Genomic DNA, 25,523 nt, shown 5'->3' with positions numbered 1-25,523 from the left:
TTGTGCTGAATCTTTGCATCCTTTGCGTGGTCTCCCTTTGCGCCCTTTGTGTGAACCAATTTAATACCATACTTTTACCAAATGATCGAACTAATCCGAGGAGATATCACAAAAGTCGCAGCCGAGGCCATCGTCAACGCTGCCAATTCTTCTTTGCTTGGCGGTGGTGGAGTAGATGGCGCCATCCATCGCGCAGGTGGTCCTACTATCCTTGAAGCTTGTAGAAAGATCATTGCCCGCCAAGGCGGTTGCAAAACCGGTCAGGCAGTTATTACTCCAGCCGGAAAATTGCCGGCAGAATATGTCATTCACACAGTTGGCCCGGTATGGAACGGAGGAAAGAATAATGAAGCGGAAAAATTGGCTGAATGTTACTGGAATTCATTGATGTTGGCAGTAGAGCATGGTTGTTCCAGCATCGCCTTTCCAAATATTAGCACCGGTATTTATGGCTTTCCTAAAGCATTGGCTGCGAAGATCGCTGTTGAAACTGTCAGAGAATTTTTGGAGACGACAAAGGTAATTGAAAAGGTGATCTTTGTGTGTTTTGATGAGGAGAGTGAGCGGGTGATGAAGAGGGAGTTGGTGAAATAATTTTGTGGGATTATAAAAATCCTCTTCGACTTAGGAATCCAAGTGAATGAATTTGAGAAAAAATATTTAACCAAAAGAGTTTCATTTATTGAACATAAAATTGTTACCACAATTTTTATCATTAAATCACTCAAGGCAGTTATAAATTAAGGTTGAACTGTTTAATCTGTGATTAATTATAAAGCCGGAGGGGAAATTCCTCCGGACATTTTATATTCTGGCTAAAGTTATTTTATAGCATATTGTCACAATACATGATCAAAACACATTTCTAAACAACCACGTTGGATCAATTTTTGGAACAACATTCTTCGATCAACACCTACCCGACTTCACCTAATGAAACCTTCTTTCAAATACTTGCACCACAACAGCTCTTTTCGGAAGTCTTTGGTATTTTTATTTTAGATTGAGAATTGGGTCAGCGACTTAAAGTCTTCCACCCTTTTTGAAATATCAGACTGTGTCAATTCCTTTAACTTTGCCAAAGAAAAATCTTCTACACAGTAAGAGGCCAATACTGAAGCATACACAATTGCTCTTTTCATGTTCTCAAACGACAGATCTTCTGTTTTTGCAAGGAAACCTATGAAACCACCTGCGAAAGTATCACCTGCGCCTGTAGGATCCATTACCTCAGCTATTGGAAGTGCAGGAAAAGAGAAAACTAAGCCTTCATGGAATAATAGAGCACCATGTTCGCCTTTTTTGATGATCAGAAATTTAGGTCCCATCTTATGGATCACTGCCGCAGCATTAACAAGGGAATATTCTCCACTGAGTTGTCTTGCTTCTTCATCATTGATAGTAAGTACATCTATGCGTTTTAGCACAGCTACTAAGCCATCCAGCGCGATATCCATCCAGAAGTTCATCGTATCAAGCACGACTAGTTTCGGGCGCTTGTGCATCTGATTAAGGACATCCATCTGGATATCCGGAGTAAGGTTGCCTAGCATAAGGTATTCAGCAGAGCGATATGCTTCCGGAAGTTTAGGTTCGAAGTTGGCAAGGACGTTCAAATCGGTGATAAGGGTGTCTCTTTTGTTCATATTATCGTGATAACGACCTGCCCAGAAAAAAGATTTCTCCTCTTTTTTTATTTCGATTCCATCTGTGTTAATGCCCAGACTTCTCATTTCTTCGAGTTCATCTTCTGGAAAGTCTCCGCCGATGACAGATACAATTCCTTGATTTTCAACAAAAAACGAAGCTGAACGGCTAATATATGTGGCTGCTCCACCGATCACCATTTCCGCTCTTCCGCGAGGAGTTTCGATGTCGTCAAATGCGACTGTACCTACAGTTACTAATTTCATAAAAATATTTTTGCACAAAGATTATAAAATTAAAATAATTACTCTTACTTTTGCCGAGCTTTTTAAGAAAAGAACTTTTGTTTGATTTTTAAAATAACCATTCCTCCTTAGCTCAGCTGGTTAGAGCATCTGACTGTTAATCAGAGGGTCGTAGGTTCAAGTCCTACAGGGGGAGCTAAAGCCGGTCATTTTTGATCGGCTTTTTTTATTCCTAAAGATGGCCTAAAACATGACCTGCATTCGAGTATTAAAAACAAAAGTCGGGAGAGCACACAGTTCATCCCAACTTTTTTTGAATAACTTATTTATAGTTCTTTACTATTTGCTTGGATTTCTATTCGATCACAAACAGCTTCATTTTTTCTGATCCTAGTACATGCCTGACTTCAAGAATATATGTGCCAGTTGCCTCAATTGTAATGTTTTCGTCGATTGCATCCACTGAACTAAACTTTTTGTTGTAAATCTCCTTGCCGTTTAAGTCGTAAATGGAGACGACAGCATCACTTTCAAGCGGAAGCCGTGTCTTAAGATGTATTGGCCCCGAAGATGGGTTGGGCATGACCTCAGAATAAGCATTGCCTTTGGGATTCCTTAGACAACTAAGGATGTTGATATCTTTTACCAATTTCATTGGACATTCCGTATTGCCCAATTCCAAGGTGATCGTATAAGTGCCCGGAGCGTTGAAACTAACGATAGGATCTCTTTCAATAGACTTCTGACCATTGCCGAAGTCCCACGAGAAGGTCACCGGATCAGGAATGGTATCTAAAACACCATATTCAATGATCCTGACATCGTCGCCGGTACAGGCTGATGATGTTATTAAGAAATTGGCAGAAATATTTCCGGTGCTTATACATGGTTCACAATATTCACTAAAAATGGATTGTGGATCGAAGAGAAAAGCCCCTCCTGTCCAGTTTTCATTGCTATAGTCAACATCATCCACCTGAACACAGGTTAGATCAGGATTGTCATTTGCTTCTATCATGGTCATATTTACATTGCTACCATTGGCCACATTAAGATAGACCAGTTGATTGGAGTAACACCACAGATTTCTCAAAATGGTGTTTTTACTTACATCCAAACTCACCAGAAAGTTATCGTTACAACCAAGTTCATCCAAACCTTCCAACTTGCTCACATCTAAGGTAGAAATCCTGTTTCCGAAACACTTGATATCATACAGTTGGATATTGTTCGTAAGATTAAGATTGCTCAAATTATTATTCGAACAGTTTAATGTTCCCAGAAAAGTATTTTTTGAAAGATCTATCGAATTCAATTCATTGCCACTGCAATTCAGTCCTGAAATATAGATGAAGGCTTCTATCCCTTTGAGATTGGCGATTCCTAATTGTGAACAGTCGATTTGATTGAAATATCCTTCAGCTTCCTCACATTGGATCTCATCATCCCCATTTTTATTAATATCAAAGTTTTCGATCAGATATGTTTTAAAATTCGGATCAGGTATCTGAACCAAACATTCTTCTCCCAATCTGGTCACCTCTAAGCAGAAGTTGCCAAAATCATCGTAAATAACAAAGTCGTCAGTAGCCGACACCGCGACCAGAATATAATAGGTCTGGCCTGGAGTCGTTTGCAATGTAAATTGAAAATTGGCATCCGGATCTATATCGGAACTAGAAATCCAATAATTACAATCAATCTGTTCCAATCCGCCATTACAATTACCGGTATATAGAGCTCCATTTGGATCATTAAAAACCTTCGCACTGCAATAATTGGACCTGATATAATATCTGTTACCATCGCCTGTAAAAGTCAGCCACATGGTCTTCCTTTCAATATCCAGACAATCATTTCCTGTATTTGGATTCCCATTGGATGTCATACCTTCCGTGGTATAAGTCTGTGAAGCCTGAGGTTCGTCTTGAGGGTGCCCGAATAATGTCTGGATGTTCACTGCATTCGTACATTGATCTCCCTCCAGGATAGGAACATCTTCACAATCTTCACTGAAAGAATGTTGAGCATCGAATGAGTAATTACCACCTATCCAGTTGTCTGCACTAAATGTAGCATTATCCACCTCTATACATGTCAGGTCAGGATTGTTATTGGTTCTAACAGAGGTTATGATCGTATTATTGCCATTTTTTAGGCTAAGTTTAGTCAACCGGTTAAAACTGCAATCCAGATCAGTTAAACTTCCATTGTTTTTCAAATCAAGGCTTGTCAACTTATTATTGACACAGAGTAATTCTATTAAATCACTATTTGTGCTTACGTTCAGATTGGTCAATTGATTCGTCTCGCAATAAAGTCTTTGTAGAGAAACACAATTATTTACATTCAAACTGGTCAATTGATTGGTAGCGGCAGCAACTCTTGTCAGTTTTGTATTATTGCTCAAATTTAAATTTGTCAGTTGGTTGGCTCCGCAATCAAGATTTGTGATATTTACAAAGGTCTCAATACCGGTCAGATCTGCGATGTTTTGAAATGGGCATAATATTGCTCCGGAATAAACTTCTGCCTCTGTGCATTGGATCTCACTGTCACCGTTTGTATTGATCGCTAAATTTCCCACCAGGTAAGCTTTAAAGTTGGCATCAGGTATGGAAACAATACAAGTAGCGTTTTCGCAGGCATCTACTACAGCCTGCTCAGTGATGCAGTCTCCTGCATTGCCGGATATATTTCTTGGATGAGTTGCTGCAGGATTGGTTAAATAAGTACAGAAATTTGGCAGGTTGCAAACTGATAGAGCAGGATTGTTAATAATGGTCAATCCAAAAGTGCCGTCCGGGTTGAAGGTCGTGTTTTGCAATGCAGAAATATCGGTCAGAAAAGCATTATTCCGAATGTCTATGTCGACCAGAATAGAGGTCAGATTATGCAATCCATTCAGATTGGAAGCCGAAGTACTATATATAGCTAAATAGCCACCTACAGTTGTCAATTTGCTTAGTGGAGAAAGATTAGTAATGTTGGAAGTTCCGGTCCCAATACCAATAAAAAGATTTCCTGTGATTTCTGTACAATTTGGATAATCGATCAGAAACTGGTTAACGTCTGACTGAGTCGCAAGAGTGATACTTCCCTGCGGACAATCAGTGGGATTACACGCATTGTTTACTGCTTGTTCAGTAACGCAATTCCCTGCATTGTCTGTAATAGTTCTAAAGCCGGTGCCTTGCAGATAAGTGCAAATGTTTGGTAAGTTGCAAACGGACAACTTTGAATTATTCGAAATATTGAGGTTTTGAATTAATGAAAGGTCCAAATTGGAAATTCCACTGATGTCATTAAGCTCAGTGTTGTTGGTGATTGATAAATAGGCACCCAAAGTTGTCAATGAGTTTAATCCATTTAAATTGATGAGTGATGGATGATTTGAAATGCTGATATAATTACCAACAGAATTTAGTGAACTTAGAGCATCAATGTTGGTCAATACTTCATTGTTTTGTAGATGGAAGTATCCATCTACAATACTCAATGAGTTCAAACCATCTAAATTTTCTAAGGATGAATTCCAGAGAATCTCCAAATTACCTTTGATGGTGACTATATTACTTAGGCCATCCAGATTAATTATAGAGCTACCTTCTATACCGAGCTTGCCGTTGATTTCAGTACAATTTGGATATAGAACTTTAAAGTTGTTTAATTGTGCCTGGGAAGAAATAAACACATTACCCGGTGGGCAATCAGGTTGTTGGCATTTGTTATTGACAGCTTGTTCATTTGCACAATCTCCTATATTGCCAGAGATATTTCTTAATCCTGCACCCTGTAGGTAGGTGCAAAAATTGTCCAGGTCGCATACAGACAAATTTGGGTTGTTTTGTATTGTCAATCCATCACCTGTGATTGAAGCAGGGTTGATGTTTTGGAGACCGGATATGTCGTTCATTGAATTATTGCCAACTAATTTAAGTCCACCTCCGATTTGAGTTAATGCATTGAACGTATTGACATTGTTTAAAAGGTTATTATTTTGAATTGAGAGATTCGCACTTATAGTAGTTAAAATTGGGAATGAATTAAAATTAATTAATTGCGGATTGTTGGCAATGGTAACATTGCCGGAAAGTGTCGTCAATACAGGAAAAGTATTGATAGTCGTCAGTATTAAATTATTCTGTACATCAAATATATTGCAATTAATTAATGTATTAAATGATCCTATTTGAGTTAATTGGTCATTGTTTCCTATGTGGAACCATGCTTCCACGGATTCGAGATCTGTAAAAATATTAATTGAACTCAGCATTGCATTGTCATCGATCCAAAGATTTCTTCCTACAGATTTAATTTTGCTCAACCCACTTATATCTGTCAGGTCGCTCGTCCTTACAATATTTAAATCCCGGGTTACAGTTTCCAGATTTCTCAGACCATTTAAATTGGTGACACCTGCTGCACCATCGATATTTAAATCTCCCGTGATTTCTGTGCAATTGGGGTATTGAATAATAAAATTATCTACCTCCGCCTGAGTAGATAAATTTACGAGTCCCGGAGGGCATTGTGCAATACATTTCACAGAAAAAACAAATAGGGAAATACAAATTAATAATCTTAGCGAAATAATTCGGAGCAATAAATATGTGTAGTTGTAAATCATTTTTTAGAGTTGATTTATTTAATTATAATTGATTTTACTTCGCTGAGTGCGCTGGTCCAGCCGTTGTCGTATTTAATTCGAACTGCATAATTATGAAGCACTCCTGCAAATACTTCCATATCGGTCATTCCGAATTCGGCAGGGCTTAATTCTTTATATAAGGCGAGTTCCTTAGATCCTGTTGATTTAAATATTTCAAACTTGTATTTCATATCCTGATCTGCAATTTTATACGTTTCCCTTTTCCATGAAAGGGCAATACTTGATTTATCAACTGCACCAATTTTAATTATTTCAGGCTTGTATTTATTTTTTGGAAATGGTACCTTGATCTGAACTTCATTAGACCTTACAGATGCATTCTTGAAATCATCCAAGGCTATTAAAGAATACTGAACCGAGGTTCCGAAAGGTGGCTTCATATCAGTATAATCGAGGGACGATCTATCGAGCGTATCTATTGCGATCCACGTATATGAGGTGTCTAATTTTTGGCGTCTGTACAATACATACTTTTCAATGTCAGATGAACTACTTTTCTTCCATTGAATATTTACAAAATCATTTTTTAATTCTATCAATGCAATAAATGGTTTTGCAGGTGCTATTGTATCCGGTCGTCTAAGCGTGACTACATCAGTAATAAAACTCTTATTATAATTATCATCTTCTGCTTTAATCCCTATATACAAATTTTTAGTAATTGTATTAAGTGGGATAGTCCAGGAATAAGTGGTGTCCTCATGAAGAAAATCATTGATCATCGTGAGGTCTGAAGCATCGTCATTTGAGTAATAGATGTAATAGCCGGTAACATCCTTAGACTTACTTGGACTCCAGGAAATATTGACTTTTCCTGTAGAATCAATGATGGCTTTTACATTTTGTGGAGTTTCAGGGCGCTCCAGATCCGGCACCGATACATACTTTAAGATAGAGGTGGCTTCATTGCCTGAGCTATCCACAGTCATTACTTTGAAATAAAAGGGACGATCTGTTTCCATTTCTTTTACGCTGAAATAAAAATTAGTATCGCGAGGGTTCAATTCCTTACTTATGGCTGCATAATTATATTCTTTATCTTCAGACATCAACACCTGTTGGTATTTAATATCCTTGTCTTTTTTGTTCTGTGTCCAGGAAATTCTGATTTGAATTGAATCTTTTAGATAAAGTCCGGAAAGAATACTTGCAGGTTCGGGAGGGGTAAGATCTTTTCCAAAACCTTTAGCTGTTGCATAGTCACTCCATTCTCCAAATGCATTTAAACCTCTTAATTTATAAAAATATACCTGATTGTTGCTTTGTAATTTATCCTCAAATTTGAAAAAAGCCTGTGGATTCGTTGCATCTTTAATAAATACCAGGGGAGGATCTGTTAGCACTTCATATAATGTATCTCTATACCTCGAGCGTTCTACGACATAAGAAGAATAATTCGTCAGATTGCTTTTTGCAAGCCATTGTAATACCACCGATTTTTCTCCTTTAATTATAGAAAATCCTTCAGGCGGAAGTAATGGTTCGTATTCATTTGCCACAATAATATCCATCGGAATCGTGCTGTTTGTCAATTTTTTTGTGGTAATTTCATAAATGTATGTTTCGCCTGGCTTCACATCTTTATCGACATAACTAAGACCTAATATTTGTGCAGCCAAAGGAGATCTGTCAGCAACATATAAAGCAAATCCAAAATAATTACCTGCAGTGGAGGCCTTTTCGAAAAAATTGGTGTTAGCCATTTTTTGAGGAATGCCTTTATCTTTGACGATAGAAGCCGCCAATAATGACAAGGTATCTTTTAAAGATATTTCTTTAAACTTACTTTCTTTCCAGGGAAATACAGTTGCTATTTTAACTTTTTTGTCACCGGCATCGGTCCTGTATATTTCATAACCATCTTCCATTGCACTTCGCCAGATCTCCGGGGTAGAAGGACCCCATCTCAGCATGATGGAGTCAATCTTAGGTCTTGCTTTTCCAATGATGGCTTCAAGGACAAATGGTTTAGACATTTCTGCCATTTCACTCAGGGAAATACCATCAGGAAACACGAAATTTGGACTATAATCTGCCGGAAGCTGGCCTGTTTCTCCCGCATTACAAAGCACCTCTATCGAAGCGGATTGACCACTTTTATTGTGTTTTACAGTGTAACGATATTTCGATCCGGGAGTTATGTTCACATCAGTGAGACCAAGGCCTACTGCTGATGCCACTTCCTGACTCCTGGTCGATTCATATACGATGTAATTGTATTTGATCTCCCAGGTTTGATTATTTCCTGATGAAGGAAGAGAGAAATTTGGATCATATAATAACTGGCCTATAGGTGATAATACGCCATCCGTTTGTGTAACATTTTTTTTATACCATGATGCATCTTTTGGTAGAATATTTTGAGATGCAAACTGCCTGGAAGCTGATCCGGAGGCTTCATTGATGACCTCTCTTGTCACTGTATATCCGGAAGTCAATCCATCTTTCCACATCATGATTTCACTAGGGAAATAATTTAATTCAACCGCATTTTTTGCAACGCTGCATTGAATAATAATGGTTGATTTATTTTGTCCCAAACCTAAGTAGGCAGAGAATAAACAAATAGAAATATTAATTATACCGTAGAAATTCATCGTATTGCTTATTTTATTTCAGTGATCTTGATTTGATCGCCATAGTCAGATCTTTTAAGTTGGACCTGATTGTTGCTGATCGATAGAAAATGTTGTGGATAAAATATGTTTTTAATATAATAATAATTTCCACTCCCACTTGAAACTACTGCCCAGACTGCTCTGAAATAAGCATTCGCGTCGTCATAGTTATTAGGAAAGCTCTTATCTGTTACATCCACGGAATAATCAGTCTTTCCACTACTTAAAATGCCAAATCGATTGTTAACATAGTGGTGACCCTTGAGTATATATCCATTCCCACTTACAAATTTGAAAAACTTACCTTCCACCAAAATACGCCATTTCTCATTTCCTTTGTCGTCCTTAATTCTATAACCATGATCTTCTAAATAGTACCATTTCTCCGGATGGAAGGTAGGATTCGCTACTTCGACTATTTCCATGTTGTTATTGCCGTTGGATTTTTCAGGCTTGATCTTGCCATCCAGTCTATTGATTAATTGTGGGAAGTTTTTGTCTTCAGGATTATCATCATTTCTATATCGATAATTGACCGCTCCATGAGTTTTGTTTGAGTTAGTGTATAGACTCCATACATTTTCATATCCACCTTCCAGATCATCGACCGCTGATATATTGCGAATGGTCAACCAACCATTGGCACCAAGATTGAACAAACCATATTGCCCACTTTGATAGCTAAAATCATTGTAAGGGTAACCAACGCCCCATAAACGACTCCAATTATTCTCTTCATTACTACCATATAAATATTTACCTCCATATTTAAATTTATACCAGGAATTTTCCATCATTTCTGTAGCATCAGTCACAGGATATTCAGTATTTATGGATGTTGAACGATTTGGCTGAAAGGTCTTAGTTGCCTTCATTGATGTATTAGCTTGATCCCTTTTAGATTCTGTCAATTCACCCCATTCTTTACCATCGGGGAAGGTGATCGTAGATGGACCATGGTAGCTAAATTGATAACCCGGTTCAGAAGCTATATAAGTATATTGATTACCTTTACCTTTCTTTTGATTATCACTGTATAAGATCCAGTCAAAATCATTCACCCTTCTATTGCTACTAAGAAATTCACCCATCGGATAATTGCCGGGAAACCAACCATTCAATGCTGGGGTAGTTTTTAGGTTTTCAGCAAGAAAACCAAATCCCTTATTTATGAAGGCTTCATTAGTAATTCCTTTCTGGCTTAACTTTGACAACCAGGCCATTTGATTAATTACAATTCTTGACCTCAGATCCTGAATTAGGAAATCAAATTCAACTTCTCGTTCAAAAACAGGTGTGGAATAATTTGGATCGGACTTCGTTTTATATCCTATTTTATGTATTACTTTTTTTGCTGCTATTTCGTCCGATTGAAGCAGTGCTGCTTTGGGTTCAGCGGGTCCGGAGATATTATAATTCCATTTCGTTCCATCGCTTGTCTGCAAATTGCCATACTGAGCTATTCCTTTATTCTCAGCCTGAGTGTAATCATATAATACTTTCCTCATGTAGCTTCCGATGCCACTGTAACTGCTCAGCCAATTATCAAAATCAATAAAAATTCCTTTTCCCCCATATCGATCCTGATTAATTCTTGTCTCCGGAATATACTCCTGGTCATATTTTAGTTGAATATTTCTTTTCAGGCGCATGATATCGTATTGATCAAAGCCTTCCAGATTGTCGTTTTTGATATTAAAGGCATAATAATCATCCTTTACGGAATGGAATTTACTTTCGCCTAATTGCGAGATCGCCGCTGATCTTTGTGCGTCATAACTGTCATTTGGATGTTGGAAATCTCGACGTTTTACTGTAGATTCCATGTGTTTGACTTCCGTCAGATTCAGTTTTTCCTGAAGATTATTGTAATTACTTACTGCAAAAAAGGAAGAATGTAAAGTGGAAGTATTATCTTTTAAAATCTTCTGATTCTTATTATTGTCATTGGAATTTGGACTTACCGGAAGAAGTGGAACTTTCAAAACACTCAATTCATACATTGCACCCTTGGTTAATTCCATATTCTCCAAATCAGGAAATGAAACTTTACTAACCGGTATTTCTATTTCCTTCAGAACATTAATGTTGTACTGGCCATTATTGATTGAAAGTTTTTCAGCTTGTAATATTTTGGCTTTTTCTGATGCTCTTGGATGGTTGGTGATTGGAATTTTTTGCTCACTTTTATATTTTCCGTCCAAACCATATTCTTTCAATAAAACATAATAGTCATTCTTGACAGTTTTTCCATCTATTAAACCACATGCTTCACAATTTTCCGGAAATAAATTAACCGCATCTTCAAGGGCTTTCAGTTTGAATTTTATTTCGGAATCTGCATAACCTTTGTGCCAATATCTTTGACTCACTCCGGGCGCCATGTATTCTACCATACCTTGTACAATAGTTGTAGGTTGACCTCCAGTAGTGAATTTAATGGTACCGGTTTCTATTTTAGGTTCCATACTGTTATCTTCCTTTTTGCCGGTAAGAAAATTTTCTATATAGATTGGTTTGCCATCTTTATATTCCTTTTTCTTCCAAACGAAGGTGTATTTTAATGAAATTTCGGTATTTGGTGGAAGTGCATCCTCAAATGATAATACAATCCCTTTTTTATTTGCATTAATTTGAATATTATTATTTAATTTTCGTTCAAACTTTTTTGTAAACGAGCCACCACCCGGTTTAGGCAATCTTTGTTCTATAATATAATAAATCTGAATATCTTTTATATCAGCTATATATGATTCAGTTGCAGCAGGATTGCCATCTACATCTACCTTGGTCACGTTGAAGTCTTTTTGCAAGGCGATGTTGGTATTTATTTTGATGTCATCGTAGCGACTTACATTGGTCTGCCCATCAATTACGCTTGCATTGGCAAAAATCGAAATACCCTCTAATGGTGATGGTGCTTCCATTCCTTCACATTTGGCCCCAGCTTCCACTTTGCAATTAAAACTTCCTTCCAAAAGTCCATCTAAAACACTGTAATTACCATTGATCCACCCTCTAAAATAAGATGGATTAGGACCTTTAGCTTCCATCAGTAAGAATCCACCCACCTTCATGATGTTGACTTGCCCGCTTGCGAATATTAAATCATAGTCGAGATTAATATCACCTTTCGCATAAGCAAATGCCTGTCCCTGAGCGTACCATCCTTCAATTCCAATTTTTTTGTTATCATTATTTAAGCAGGTTACTTTATCGTATTTCCTCATATTAATGTCAAAACCCAGCCCTAAATCGAAAGCCGCAGATATTGGCCCCATCGAAATATCGGATTTTACATTGAGTTTTGCTCCGAATGCTATGCCCGGTGCAGCATCTGCTAAATTGACGTCTTTCTTTGAAGAATTGCTACTCGTTAAATCCTTTTCGGCTGATTCCTCGTCTGATATCTGAGGAATGAGTTCCTTTAAAGGTGCCATGGCATCCACATCACTTCCAATTTGAAAATATGCTCCTGCTTCGATTGTCAATGCCTCTGTCAAAGAGATTTTAGCAGTATTGTAGGATAGCTTGCTTGCACTTTTATAATTTCCTACACTGCTCCCTCCGAATTTGAAATTGAAAGAAGGCTTTTTGTCATTTCTATTGTCAAATGACCACAATAATAAACCCGAACAATAATTAGCTTGTGTATTAAAATCAGTGCTGGAATAATTTGAAGGAATTTGAATTATTGGATTATCTCCGATCGGTGCGTCCACTTTCATGCGCATTCCGAACTGTCCTATCAGTGCCCGCTCTGCAAAATTAATTTCCAGCGAGACGAAAGCATCACCGATATTTTCGTCGCGTCTTTTTGCCAGACTTTTAGGTTTGAAATATCCATGAATGTTTGCTTTGAATTTCTCAAATTGCAATTCTCCTGAAGTTTTATTTGTGGATATTTCAATGTCGATTCCCGGCTCCGCAATGATGGTATACTGAGGTTCAGGACCATTGTCAAGTTCGTTCCAAGGACCCATTATAAGATAAAAATTGCCACCGTAACTTCCTTTTTGAGGTTCATAGTTTTGAGAAAAACCAACACCCGGTGACAAATACTTAGCATCCGGGATAGTACATTCATCTGCTGGTGGAAGACCGGAATCTTTTTTCAATTGCATATCCACCACAGGATTTAAGCTTTTCATATTAATGCGGATACCTCCACCTGCACCATAAAGGTCAATGATGGGAGGATTTACAGCGGTAGGTGGCGGAAGAGGAATACCCGATTGTAAAAATCCTTCGATATCCACGAATCCATAATAGAAAGATTCATCGTTCGAAGTGCTTTTTTTGCCAAACTGTCCTACTGCCTGAATGCCACCAGCGCCCATGATCGTTGCGGATAAATAGGCCTTAAATCCGGATCCATGATTGCCGGAAGCGATTACATTTCCATCTTTATCTCTAGGTGTACGAAGAATATTTAGACCTCCTTTGAACTCCAATGGTCCTATTGATCCATCCAGACTAAGGCATTTGAAACTTATGTCCTTTGGAACAAATTTTTGCTGAGTATTTCGTTCAAAAACCAAGCCAATCCCGCCTTTTGCGTTGATGGCACAGGTTGATACATCTTTATCTGCTCCTTTTTCTCTTTATTATCTCCTAATAAACTTAAGGTAATTCCAATACCTAATTCAAAATTATCTCCTACTGCTTTTACGCCTGAACAATCCACACTAAATTTTAAACCATTAAATTCCGGCTCCGTATCTGAGGGAGGTATTGTAGGATTGGGTGTAGCTGCAACGGCAGATTTCTTAGTTCTTTTGACAGATCCACTTGCCGTAGAAACTACCTTTACACCCTCTTTATTTCTGACGATTTTGCCACTTGCTTTAGATACTTCAGCAACTTTTTCCACTTTAACGGAACCTGAAGTAGTGGAAACTGTTCCTGTGCCGTCCTTTTTTCTGATGATCTTGCCGCTTGCTTTTGATACCTCCGGAACTTGCGCTTCCTTCTTACCGGTTTCTGCAGGTTTTGCTTCAGTTTCATCCTCCTCAGGTTCGGATATTTCACTCTTGCCAATCACTCCCCAACTACCGAATTCAATTGACTTGATACCATACTCATTTATCGAGTTCTGACTGGCTGATGCAGCACTATGATTAAGTTTCAGGCCTTCAAATTTTAAGCAACTCAAAGAGAAGTCTATGCCATCAGGCACATTGATACCGTAGTCTTTTGCAGTCTGTGTGGTCAATAACACGATTCCAATTCCGTTGAACTCCCCTTTTGGTTCAAATGATTTTGTCGTCCTATTAAAACTTAATTCCACGTTAGAATCATCAGTTAATCCAAATCCAAGGCCGGGAATAAAATCAGATTGAAAGACTTTGCCTGAAATGTCATCCAGCTCAAAATAACTTTCTAAATGATTGGTAGTTGTAAGTTGATTTATATAAATTTTGCCAGAAAAGTCAACCCAGGCTGAATCAAATTCCACACTTTTTATATCGTCCGGATTGGTTTTGAACAGTGGAATATTAATCGAACCTTCCAGTTCAAGGTCGTTAGAATAATCGGTCTCTTGTATGGAAAATTTCACTGAGGAAAGTCCATATTTCCAGCCTGAAAGTTTGTAATTTAATGATTTATCTACAATATCTTCTGCTTCGAAATTTGAATAAAAACCCTTGCCAATTTCATTAAAAACATAGATAACATCTTCAGTTTCTACGGTAACAGGTAAGTTTTTCAAATCATTAAATCCTGTTAATTCAAAACTCACTTCTGCAAAAACAATTCCTTCGAATGCATTATCTGATGAGCTCTTGCCGAATGTTTGAGAAACAAGATTTCCGGGTACTTTAATATTTGGAGCGCTATCGAAATAAATAGAATAATTATCACCGGCTTTGAAACTGACCTGTGGCTGATCTTTTGGGTGAATATTCCATTTCTTAGAAGCATCTTTTGGTAAATAATCGTTACAAACTGCAACGAATTCTGTCAACGAATGCTTGTTGCCATTGGTGGCGGAATTTAATTCGAAGGGTATTTTTGCAATTTCGTCATTTGACTTATCCACCATGTTTGCTAATTCCACCTCACCAAACATTTCAAAGGAAACAAACCCTGAGTTACAATCTATACGTGCGGAGCCTTGTTTTTTGGATTTAGTGTCACTTGATTTCCAGATATAGTTTTTAACTTTCCATATTTCTGGGCTGGCGGGATTTACTACAAAAAGATCTACATTAACCAATTCAATTGAACTTCCGGAAGCCGTCAAACCTTTGCTTTTGAAGGTCATTAGATTTGATGTCTTCGCTGCGTCATATTGCGACATTAATTCGAAAGTAACAGAAGCTTGTGCCCCTTCAGCTTTCCAATTCTCTATTTTTAAACTGGAAATAAATAAAGTTGAACCGGCCGGAATATTAAAGGGTACTTTAAACCCAAGTTTATTAAACAAATTCTCATCGACAAGAATCTTCTCATCAAAAGTTATTTTATTTCCACTTTTAACAATATTTAAATTCTTGTCAATTAAAGGCCAGAAAAGTGTTTTTTCATCTACTAATACAAAATCATTTTTTGTATTTTCTATTAAAATATTCTTTAATGAATTGTAGGCAGAACTGAATGGAGTATTATCTTCTACAACTGAAGCCTGACTTCCACTATAATCGTTTTTGCCGTCAGGTAATAATTTATTTCGAATGATTTTATCATAGACTTTATTAAAATCTATCAGCCCATACGTTTGACCATTTTCACAATTACAATTGAGTTCTATAAAGTCATCTTCAATATGATCAAATACAAAACTATCACCTTTTAATTGCGCCCAAATGGTGAATCCCATTTTACTCTTTCCGGAAGTCACAGTGAAGGTTAGTGCCATTTTTTCTACACCATCTTCTATCACATATTTGGTAGTAGCATCTGCTAAAGGAAATGATTTATTACCGAGGGTCAAATTGGCTTTCGAGACATCAATTTTATTTGCTTTATATTTTTCTTCTGGTAAAGAATAGGGTTCCATATTCCAATTCTCAAAATTCATTCCTGTAAGACCGAATGAATATTCCTTATTTGCCGGCTTTAAAACATTTTCAATATTTTGAAGTGTTTTAGCGATGTTTCCTTTGAGTGAATTTTTAAATTCTTCAGCGCCCATTTTCATTGAAAATGTCCCGAATAAATTAGCTTTTGGATACAATGTATTTTCATCATTAATATTCCTCAGGTCCGCAGATATGGTTGATTCTTTTTCAACAATAAAATTTCCTTTCCACATAGGCATATCCAGTGTTTTGGGTAATTCATCTGTTACAATTGTTGGAATATCATTGTCTTGCTGATTGAAGCTGCCGGAATATCCAATTAGATTGGAAGCAATTGGTAGTTTTAATTGCCCTTTTAAAGTTGGGCCAATCCATTCGCTTTTATCAATGAGGATAGACATTTCGTCTATGCTGAAGCGCCAGTTTTCGATGGTACCTTTTTCTACTGGAAGGAGATTGGATTTAGAGAATTTGGCGTATTCAATTGCTTCCTCATTTATAAACATATCACCACGGTCTAAAACAATATTTTTATTATTTGGAAGATCATATTTGGTCGGCAATGCTATTTTAGCCTCCTGGAGCCAAACACCCTTGGAGACTGAGTTGTTAATTCTTGAGGCAATATCTGCAGGAAGATTGTCAAATGGCACGGATGGGTTTAACTTTAAATTACCGCTATTTGAAGAAAAAGTATAAGCTTCAAACCCTTGCATTCTAAAGTCAGGAATTCCCGCAATATCTCCTGAATATGTATCAATAGCCTGCTTTTTATCTTTAAGACCCAGTGGTATTGGTTGGCTATTCTTAGCCTGTAACAAAAGATCAGGATTAATTGTCAGAATTTCTTTTACATCGGATTTACCATAACCATTACAATCACAATAAATTCTGCTGTCATTTGATGCGCTAATAGACTTTTGGATTGCAGGAATTATATTCACTTTGCCGGAAGATGCGGATTTCAATGGCACCAAATATGCATCATGCTTCACTCCATAAGGAGTTGAAGAAATAGCTGTGGCAGCAGAAATACTCATTCCTCCATTGGTGTTAGATTGGTCATTTTCAACACCAATTAAAGTCAAGTAAGCATTTTGAGGGGTGAATTTAACTCCGGTGACATACATTTTAGCATTTGGAAATTCCGGATTATTAAGCGCCATTGGCAACTTATTTTTTTTCAGATTTCCGGGAGATAAGTTTGAAACTATCTGAGATTTTGGAGTTGCTTTTTTTAATTTATTGGCATAATTGATTTCTACATTTTGTCCAATTACATCGGCTTTCAATTGATCCGGAGTTAACAGGAGTGAAGGATCTATAATTGACTCAATATTACCTGCTTCGTATACCCGGTTTTCCTTATTGACCTTTATATTCTCAAACTTCACTTCAATCTTAGATCTCAGCATCGGATATTCGATCCATCCTGTACCTGAATATCCATCCAATCCACCATTCAACTGAGAAGTGACCAAATTAAAGTAACCAACTTTCACTATTTGATTTGGAATCAATACGGAAGGCTGGTTGTCACTTTTAATGACCGGACCATAAGACGTTTCGTACACGGAACAGCCCCTTGGAGATGGATTGTCCAATGGATTGATGAGATCAGAAGGGACGTCTCCATCATACATAATGAAGGTAGAGATCTCACTTTTCCCATCATTTTGGAATAACTTACTTGTGGGGTATAGGACACTTTTGGCTGTCACTCTCCAGGCATAGATCTTGCCGGCTTCCAGTATTGGTTCTGCTTGTGTGTATAAAAGTGATGTTGCATTAGTTGTCGTATTGTATACTTTCAAGGCAGTTTCGAAGACGTCATTAGCATTCATGACACCCATAGGAAGTTCCACTATTTCAAAAGTGTATTCCACCATTCCGGGATTATTACCACTACCAATATGCATTGGTTGCCAGGAGAAAATGGTGCTTTGTACAGGTGGAATTTTTATCTTTTCGTTAAATGCCGGTTTGATAATTTGTGGAGGTTGATTTAATCTGAAATTACCTGAAACGCAGAATTTGTTTGATACAGCTACACTTCTTTCCACCCCATAAAATTGCAAACAAACCTGGTTAAATCCTTCAGGTATTTCCACCGAACCCATGCCTTGTCCACCTTTACCGGACAATGCAGCATTCGAAAGGTATTTATTTAAAAAAAGTCCATCAATAGTTTGGTTCTCAAATTGGCTCAATAATAATTGTCCTCCGAAAAAATTTGGATCCGTACCGTAGATCTCACTGCCACTTTGCTCGATAGTAATCCTGGGAACTACACTTAGAAATGCTTGAGTTGGATCCTTCAAAAGTGCATTAAATGACAGATCCATATTTCGGTCGGTGCCATATACCTTGAGGTCCAATGAATGTGGAGGAATGAGACTCCCTGTCACTTGAACGGGATAAACCTGGTTTTGAGCAGATATATTTGCGTTAGATAACAGGGCAATTAATACGATTAATGTAGAAATTTTAAATCTCATGTCAAAGGAGTTAAAACCTTTCGGTGCAAGTGTAAAAATAAAATTAAGTGTGTGCATCAAATTAAGTGTGTGTGTCAATTCGATTTTTTCTTTGGTGAATAGCTAAATTGATATTGTAAACCAAAATTACCCATACTTTCAGTTAAGGTTGGAGCACTATCAGAGGTGGTGTTAAGTATGCCCCATTGGATTTGCAATCCTAGCCCCTTTGCGATTCCCCAGCCTAAAGAAAGTTGTGTAATTATATTTCTGGATTTAAGATTTAATTCATTAGAATTATTGAATAAATTGCCATCCAGTCCAATACTAATCTTTGGTTTATCAAAAGCTTTTTTGATACCTAATCCAAATCCTGTCCTGTCCAACTTAATGTTTTGAATAGTATTTTTACTATAATTGGCTCGCAATGAATACATCCATTTGGAAGGCGTGGACAATGCATATGACAGACTTGCAAGCATCAATCTGGAAGAAGTTTGTCGGCTAGCTTTTTCGATGTCATCGCTTACATTTTGTATATTTCCGGTCAGGGAAATATTATGATTAATTTTAGATTTTGTTGGAATAGAATAATTAACATTTAATCCGGCATCATTGGTAACTATTACTGCATTGAGCGAGTCAAGATTTTGGTTTAATACATATCCTACACTCGAGGTGTTATTGCTGTAATTACCACTGACATTTAAATTCTCAACTGACCAGGATGCCTGTACATCATAGATAAATCTTTTAGTTGTGGAAGGTTTGGCTTCATCCAGATTATTAGTTTGGATACCGGCTTTGAGATTAGTATTAAGTTTACCATCCAAAAAGCTAAATGCTCCAAATCCTTGGACATCTAATATATCTCTATTAAAGAAATACGCTCCAAGTGATTTATATTCCGGCCCTACGCGATTGACAATAGCTCCGGCGGTGAATTTCTTTCCTTCATAACTTACTGAACCCTCAAGTGCCGTTCCAAAATTAGTAGTATTATTAGCATTAAATACCATTTTTTTAATTCCTGTTACTTCTGAATTATCATCTAAAACATTAGGAGAAACAGCACTTACATTGTAGTCCAATTTTACTCTGATTTTCTCTAGAAATAGCTTTTGTAACTGAACTCCAATGACCACATTGCCTTCCGCAGTTGTTTGTTTTGGATAATCAGCCGGTATATCAATGGAATTTAAATCATCTTTTGCACTGAATATTTCTATATCGGCCGATGCAAGATCATCACCATAACCAAGTCGGGCACCCCAACCAATCCTTCTATAGATCGGTAAATTTGGTGTAGCAAGTGAAAGATCTATCGGCTCTGCTTTTGCAAGGCGTCCATACATAGCTCCGAATCTTAATTTATCCGGAGTGAGCTCTACACCCGCACCAAAGAAATTAATATTATTCATCGTGTATTTGGAAAAAAACATGGCACGATGACCGAGGTGCAGTTTTGTCCATTTATAATATGGACTCATGCCAACGCGGGCAAAACTTTTCTTTTTTTCATTCAATTTATCCTTTAGTGATTCTTTGAGATCTGAGATGCTTGGATAAGAATGTGTGGTGTTTTTAGCGGTGAGGACGATAGAAATGGGGAGATCTATTTGATAAATACGTGTATTTAAATTTGCAGCAACTGAATAGAAGAATGGATCTTGCCTAAGTGGTCCACCAAAAGCATCATAGGAACGCATATTGAGGGCTAGGCTTCCTCCCAATTGGAATGGTTCTCCAAAGTCAGTGAATCCTTTTATAAAACCCTTAAAAGTGTTTTTAATAAATCCCTTTTTTTCAAATTCTTCGAGGTTTTCCAGAGAATTTAACTGGGCACTGATAAAATTATTTGATAATAATAATATCAGTATTATTACAAAAATATTTCTATTCATTGTATCGAGTAAGTGTAAATGCTTAAAAAATAGAATTAAATGTATAAACAAATGACTGACCAGGAAAACTTATACGTTATCAAGTTCTGAAAGGTCGTGATAATGTTCTGAAAGGAATTAGTGATTTATAATAATATGGATTAAACGGAAATTATCAGCAGCTTAGAATTATAATTTAAATGTGAATTATTTCTCGTTAATTTTCGTCAAAGTTTCAAGCACACTTTTTTTTCTACTCCTACTTATAGGTATTTCCACAGTGTTTAAATAAATATTATTCTGATCCCAGGAATTAATGTACTTCGTATTGACAATGAAACTCCTGTGGGGCATTAAAAAATTATCATCATTTAATGTTTCTAAAAAGTCAGTTATAGTTTTTCGGATTAAAATACTTTCACCTGAATTAAGAAATATTTCGATATAGACATGTTCTGATTTTATATATATTATTTCCTTCAAACTCACTTTGTGGTTCTTTTGACCGTCGAAAACCTGAAGGTATACCTCTGAAGACTTTTGCCCTTCTGAAAGGTGGAAGGAGGTTTCGATAGTGGTCCAAAGTGTCTCTTTTCGAAAGGGCTTTGTTAGGTAACCGAATGGCGAAGTGGCAATTGCTCGTTTAAGTATTACTTCATCATATTGAGAGGTGAGGAATACATAAGGAATTGAAGTATTTTGAGCTATATGGTGAGCTACATCAATTCCGGACTTGTCTCCATACAATCTAATGTCTAAAAGGAAAATATCCGGAGGATTATTGTTCAATGATGCGATGGCTTCTTCATAGGAAATGCATATGTCGACAACCTGATGACCTCTTTCAATTAAATAAATTCTAATACTTTCGGCTATCAGTAATTCGTCCTCTACAATAGTTACAGAAATTGATTTCATGAAGTTTATCGTTTCATTATTTATTATTGTTCGGATCTATATCAATTGCAGAAACTTGTTTTTGTATGAATAGAAGTTTGTAAGAAAAACCGGCAGTTTGCAGATATGTTGTTCTACCATTTAACTGACGCCCCATATTTTCAATTAATAAAGTGCCTAATCCTTTCTTATTGGGAGTTATTTCAATTCCATTATCTGCATAAGCAAGTAGATACTCTGAATTTACTTGATGAAGATCTATGTTTATTATTAAATGATCATTTACAGGGCGTGCATATTTAATAGAATTATTTAGTAATTCCACTATAATAATTCCTATGGGCAATGTAGTTTCAATATTTAGATTTATTTCATTATTAACATCAGTTTTAATTTCAATGGGCATGTCATTTTTAAGAATGTCTTTAAAATAATTCGCTATATCGGTCAGGTAGTCAGAAATATTTATGACAGAAAATTCGCCAACCCGATACAACTGCTCATGAATGAGCGACATGCTTTGTATTTTGCTTGCGATGTCCTCCAGATCGTCTTTGAAGATCTGATTGTCTGAAGCATTACTTTTAATGGCCATTAAGCTAATAACAAGTTGTAAATTGTTTTTTACTCTATGGTGCACTTCAGATAATAGTTTTTTCTGATGAAGAAGGAGCCTTTCCAATTCTATATTTTGATCCAGAATTACTTCGTTTTTCCTTTGAATTATATTATTTTTATTGGTATTTTTTCTTAAAAACCACCAGAGAAGCAAGGAGATTGTGGACGCAGCTATTAGGGCAATTAATAAATAATAAGATCGTGATTTTAGCTCACTTTGTTGTTGCTTTTCCTTTAATACAGCAATATCTACTTCATATTTCAATACCTTGTCACTCAATGCTACCCTATCTGCCGAATCTCTATATATATGGCTTAATTTTAAATAGTAATTGGATGAATCTAATTTCCCAAAATGTTCATAATATTCGGCTATTTGACTTTGGTATCTATATTTCAGATAGTATAATTCAAGATCCGTTGAATATTTATTAAAAATCATGTATCTGGCACTATCCAAATTTATTTTCACATTGACATAATTACTATCTCTACTGTAGTAATGAGCTACATTCAAGTATTGAGAAGCGGCACCAAAATCGTTTTTATATTTTCTAAATATTGAAGCAGCTTTCTTATAATATCCGATTTTTTCTTCATTTTTAGTAGATAGGTGTCCCATCATCAAATAGCCATCAGGAATAAGTTTTTTGATTTGATATTTATTAGCATAATAAATTCCCTGTTTTGTATAAAATAGACTGCTGTCTCTTCCTCCAAAAAATCTGTGATAAGATGCGCTCCGAATAGCAAGTTCCGCTCTTAAATAATTGATATCATAATCATGAATAATTGATCGGGCATTATCCAAATTGCTTTTAAACTCTTCTTTTCTTGATAAATTATCATAGATCCTGGCTAGAGATAAATAAGTAAGTGCCTCTGCAAAATGATCTTTAGCTTTTTTACTTCTATTTAAAACATCAAAATATATGTTAAGACTTTCCACATAACGGGTAAGAAATTCCAGAGCCTTTCCTTTTTCATGAAGTATCATTAGAAAATCATGGTCCAATGAACCCTTAGGTGAAAGTTTAATAATTGAATCAGCAATCCTGTTTGCTTCTATGTCATTTTCTTTTAACAATAATTCCTCCAGCCTTTCATATTGCTTTTTTAAAAATTCATTGTTCTGTGCAGTTGCTTCAATATTTGAAAATAGAAATATCACTATGCAATAAGCAATCCTAATAATCGATATTCTGTTAAACTTCATTATGTTATTGAGCAAAAGTATTTGGTTCAATTTTATTTAAGTGTGCTTATAAAATTTTAAATTCTTTGAAATAAAGGCAATATACAATAAGTCCATGCTATAATGCAAACCATCAAGATATTGCTTACTCAGAAATTTAATAATTAGAGTTAAGTATTTAAGCTTTCAAAATTTGGGTCAACAAGACTGGAATACAATGCATAATTTATCTTCATCCAACTCCAAAAATAAGTGGTTTTATCTATAAGATATCTTATTTCCATGTTGATGTTACGAAATGGCCTCAATATGTTCTGAAAAGACAGCCTTGGTTGATTCTATATAGCAAGGCTGAATATCTTCATAGTTCTAATATTTCTATGACCTAAGTCAACTATAGGGTTTTCAATATTTTTTTAACATTTCAACATCCAAACAATCTTTAGGTACGTAACTACATCATAACTAAAAAATATTTAGAATGAAAAGAAGTACTTACACAACTTATTTGGTTGGAAAAACATGCTTGCTAGCGATCATGTTTTTTTTGAATTCAGATTTGTTCGCCTCCAGTCACAGAGAGGCACCACTAATTTCATCAGATCCACAGGCAGATAATACTGATTTATATGCCTTCAGAAGTCCTGATGATCCTAACACAATTACTATAATAGCTAACTACATTCCTTTTCAATCACCGGAAGGAGGTCCTAACTATTATACATTTGGTACCAACGTAAGATATGAGATTCATATCAAGAACAGCACTGCAACCACAAAGGACGACATTACTTACAGATTTACTTTTAGTAGTAAGAACGAAGATCCTACGACGTTTTTCAACATTCGATTAGGTCTTCAGAATCTTAAAACAACTTATACCTGTGAGAAAAGCACAGATGGTGGTGCCACATTTGTTACTATCATTACAGATGGTATAGTTCCACCAGCCAATATCGGTCCTCGTTCTATCGAGAGTTCTCCGGTTGGTTTAGGTGTATCTAGTTATGATGTGCTTGTACAGCAAGGTATCATTACAGCTACTACAGGTGAAAAAGCATTTTGTGGACCAGCTGACGATCCCTTCTTTGTGGATTTGGCAGGTGCATTCGATCTTGGTAATTTCAGACCTGAAGGCAATGATGTCAATCCAACGAAAGACGGTGTAGCCAGATTCAATGTTCATAGCATTGTTTTGAATATTCCTATCAAGATGTTACAAAAAGACGGAAAAGATGTTTCCGCTGCGACAAGTATTCTTGATGGTGATTTCGTCATTGGAGTATGGGCTTCAGCCAGCAGACAACAAATCAAAACATTAAACCTGGATGGCAGTATGTCTTTCAGTGGTGATTGGGTTCAGGTATCCAGATTGGGTATGCCTTTGACTAATGAAGCGATTATTCCATTACAGTCGAAAGATCTTTGGAATGCAACGACTCCTGAAAATGACCTACAATTTGCTAAATATTTCAGCAATCCTGAATTAGCATTGTACATGGATGATTCTCAGTTTGGTGGCGCAGTTCCTGCATTGAACGGACTTAGAATTCAGAAAGTATCATTGGGTGCGTTTGACTTTAGAAATGGTAAACCAGGTTTGTTTGGTCTAAAAGGAAGTCCTGCAGTTGCCGGAACAGCTTTGGATGATGCAATATTTGGTACTATTCTTTTGCCGGATGAAAAAAGTCCTCGCGCAGTAGATCTACTACCAATATTCTACACAGGTGTTCCTAACCTTGCTCCTTACCAATTAGCTACAGGTAAAGGTGGTAATCCTCTTGCAGCCGGTAAGCCTTTTATCAACAACTTTCTACCTACTTTAGGTGATATGTTGAGATTGAATATGGCTGTACCTCCTACAGATAGAAATGATCCAGCCTTCAGTTCATTAGGTATTGTAAATGCAGCAGTACTTGGTCTTACAGATCCTGCATATAATGGTACGACTGATATCCAGTTTATTCCTAACATGGATGGTTTTCCAAATGGAAGAAGACTTGAAGATGATGTTACTACAATAGAGCTTCAGGCAGTAGCCGGTGTCGCTCTTGCAGCTATCGGACTTTGGTATGATGATTATGTACCTGGCGATCCTAGTCCTGTGACTCCTCATTTAGTAAGTGTATTAAGCTTTACAGCAGGACCTACTAAAAATGATGTTCCTTTCAAGAAATCTTTCCCATATGTTCAGATTCCATGGAGAGGTTACGATTACACACTTCAGGACAGATTTTAAAAACAGA

At 36.5% G+C, this 25,523-nt stretch carries 10 protein-coding genes and 1 tRNA gene; 3 read left to right on the top strand and 8 right to left on the bottom strand.

Annotated features, from left to right (window positions below):
• Positions 1–81 precede the first annotated feature (81 nt).
• Complete coding sequence (locus tag IPI15_RS16000) at positions 82–594, top strand: O-acetyl-ADP-ribose deacetylase (protein WP_287405535.1); 513 nt, start codon at positions 82–84, stop codon at positions 592–594.
• A gap of 404 nt (positions 595–998) precedes the next feature.
• Here IPI15_RS16000 and IPI15_RS15995 read toward each other — a convergent pair whose 3' ends face one another.
• Positions 999–1,913: a PfkB family carbohydrate kinase gene (locus tag IPI15_RS15995; protein ID WP_287405534.1), complete on the bottom strand. Its 915-nt coding sequence runs from the start codon at positions 1,911–1,913 to the stop codon at positions 999–1,001.
• 101 nt (positions 1,914–2,014) lie between these two features.
• Here IPI15_RS15995 and IPI15_RS15990 point away from each other — a divergent pair.
• Positions 2,015–2,088, top strand: a tRNA-Asn gene (locus IPI15_RS15990).
• Between the two features lie 159 nt (positions 2,089–2,247).
• Here the strand turns inward: IPI15_RS15990 and IPI15_RS15985 are convergent.
• The 7 genes from IPI15_RS15985 to IPI15_RS15955 all read right to left on the bottom strand — a co-directional run bounded on the left by IPI15_RS15985 (position 2,248) and on the right by IPI15_RS15955 (position 23,298).
• Positions 2,248–6,441 carry a T9SS type A sorting domain-containing protein gene (locus tag IPI15_RS15985; RefSeq protein ID WP_287405533.1) on the bottom strand — a complete coding sequence of 1,398 codons (4,194 nt, stop codon included), beginning with the start codon at positions 6,439–6,441 and terminating at the stop codon, positions 2,248–2,250.
• 95 nt (positions 6,442–6,536) lie between these two features.
• Positions 6,537–9,161, bottom strand: coding sequence for a fibronectin type III domain-containing protein (locus IPI15_RS15980; RefSeq protein WP_287421199.1), 2,625 nt, complete (start codon positions 9,159–9,161; stop codon positions 6,537–6,539).
• 8 nt (positions 9,162–9,169) lie between these two features.
• On the bottom strand, positions 9,170–13,723 hold the full coding sequence (locus IPI15_RS15975) for a hypothetical protein (protein WP_287421197.1): 4,554 nt from the start codon (positions 13,721–13,723) through the stop codon (positions 9,170–9,172).
• Positions 13,675–18,705 carry a hypothetical protein gene (locus IPI15_RS15970; RefSeq protein ID WP_287421195.1) on the bottom strand — a complete coding sequence of 1,677 codons (5,031 nt, stop codon included), beginning with the start codon at positions 18,703–18,705 and terminating at the stop codon, positions 13,675–13,677. The genes IPI15_RS15975 and IPI15_RS15970 overlap by 49 nt, the downstream gene beginning before the upstream one ends.
• 74 nt (positions 18,706–18,779) lie before the next feature.
• Positions 18,780–20,588, bottom strand: a complete 1,809-nt coding sequence (locus IPI15_RS15965; protein ID WP_287421193.1) for a porin family protein — start codon at positions 20,586–20,588, stop codon at positions 18,780–18,782.
• 186 nt (positions 20,589–20,774) lie between these two features.
• On the bottom strand, positions 20,775–21,485 hold the full coding sequence (locus IPI15_RS15960; protein WP_287405529.1) for a LytR/AlgR family response regulator transcription factor: 711 nt from the start codon (positions 21,483–21,485) through the stop codon (positions 20,775–20,777).
• Between the two features lie 16 nt (positions 21,486–21,501).
• Positions 21,502–23,298, bottom strand: coding sequence for a sensor histidine kinase (locus IPI15_RS15955; RefSeq protein ID WP_287405528.1), 1,797 nt, complete (start codon positions 23,296–23,298; stop codon positions 21,502–21,504).
• Positions 23,299–23,815: 517 nt separating this feature from the next.
• On the opposite strand from IPI15_RS15955, the gene IPI15_RS15950 reads away from it, so the two are divergent.
• Complete coding sequence (locus IPI15_RS15950) at positions 23,816–25,516, top strand: DUF4331 domain-containing protein (protein ID WP_353738788.1); 1,701 nt, start codon at positions 23,816–23,818, stop codon at positions 25,514–25,516.
• The last annotated feature ends 7 nt before the right edge of the window (positions 25,517–25,523 follow it).

This window comes from Candidatus Brachybacter algidus, from assembly GCF_016707225.1.
Lineage (GTDB): Bacteria > Bacteroidota > Bacteroidia > Chitinophagales > Saprospiraceae > Parvibacillus > Parvibacillus algidus.
This window is presented reverse-complemented; position numbering and strand designations above follow the sequence as displayed.

Coding starts and splice junctions, on each gene's coding strand:
- IPI15_RS15970 (WP_287421195.1), bottom strand. CDS start 18,705: ATGAGATTTAAAATTTCTACATTAATCGTATTAATTGCCCTGTTATCT.
- IPI15_RS15995 (WP_287405534.1), bottom strand. CDS start 1,913: ATGAAATTAGTAACTGTAGGTACAGTCGCATTTGACGACATCGAAACT.
- IPI15_RS15960 (WP_287405529.1), bottom strand. CDS start 21,485: ATGAAATCAATTTCTGTAACTATTGTAGAGGACGAATTACTGATAGCC.
- IPI15_RS15980 (WP_287421199.1), bottom strand. CDS start 9,161: ATGAATTTCTACGGTATAATTAATATTTCTATTTGTTTATTCTCTGCC.
- IPI15_RS16000 (WP_287405535.1), top strand. CDS start 82: ATGATCGAACTAATCCGAGGAGATATCACAAAAGTCGCAGCCGAGGCC.
- IPI15_RS15955 (WP_287405528.1), bottom strand. CDS start 23,298: ATGAAGTTTAACAGAATATCGATTATTAGGATTGCTTATTGCATAGTG.
- IPI15_RS15965 (WP_287421193.1), bottom strand. CDS start 20,588: ATGAATAGAAATATTTTTGTAATAATACTGATATTATTATTATCAAAT.
- IPI15_RS15950 (WP_353738788.1), top strand. CDS start 23,816: ATGTTTTTTTTGAATTCAGATTTGTTCGCCTCCAGTCACAGAGAGGCA.